Genomic DNA, 733 nt, shown 5'->3' with positions numbered 1-733 from the left:
ATGCGACCACCCGCGCAAAAAATTCCGCCCGCACCCTCGCGGGGATGTCTGTCATCCCCATCCTCATGATCGGTCGGGGTGTCCGGGTGCAGCGGGCTCGACAGCCGACTCGGCGGGGGACCTATCGGGGCGGTCGGGACGGTCCAGCAACCGCCGCAAAGCCTCAACGTCACGGGCCGCACCCTCGCGCTGGGCGTGCAGCTCGGCCAGACGCTCGTCCAGCCCGCCCGCCGCCGCCTCGATACGGTGCACGGCCTCCAGCCGGCGGGCAAAGTGGCGCCGACGTTCGCGCAACTGCGCGTCGAGCTGCGCTGCGGCCGCCTTGTTCCACGATTCCACCTCGGCACTGGCGGCGTCGAACACCGCCTTGAGCCGGCCCACGACGGCCTTGGCCAACCGGTCCGCATACTCCGCCTGGGCCAGCCGCAGCACATTCGTCAGCCCCAGGTATTGCAGGTGGCTGCGTTCGATGTCGCGCAACTCGGCCGCAAAGGGCGACAGATCCAGCCCGCCGGGCAGTTGCAGGGCAAAGCCATACTCGGCGTTCAAGCTGCGGAAGGACGCCTGCAGCATGTCCTGCACCTCGTCGGCCTTGCGCCGGGCCTCGTCCAGCGTGGCGGGCAGGCGCGCAATGGCAGCCGTGTAGGGGCGGCGGATACCCAGTTGGACCCCCGGCTGGCGCAATGCCGCGGCCAGCGACGCCACCCCGGCTTGCAGCGACTGGCTGCCCAGC

The 733-nt window shown here is 70.7% G+C and carries 1 pseudogene; it reads right to left on the bottom strand.

Going from position 1 to position 733, the window contains the following annotated elements:
* Positions 1–63: 63 nt before the first annotated feature.
* Positions 64–733 (bottom strand): annotated as a pseudogene (locus ACK4TH_RS12575) (dynamin family protein); the annotation flags it as partial.

Source organism: Tepidimonas sp., from assembly GCF_046292505.1.
Lineage (GTDB): Bacteria > Pseudomonadota > Gammaproteobacteria > Burkholderiales > Burkholderiaceae_C > Tepidimonas.
This window is presented reverse-complemented; position numbering and strand designations above follow the sequence as displayed.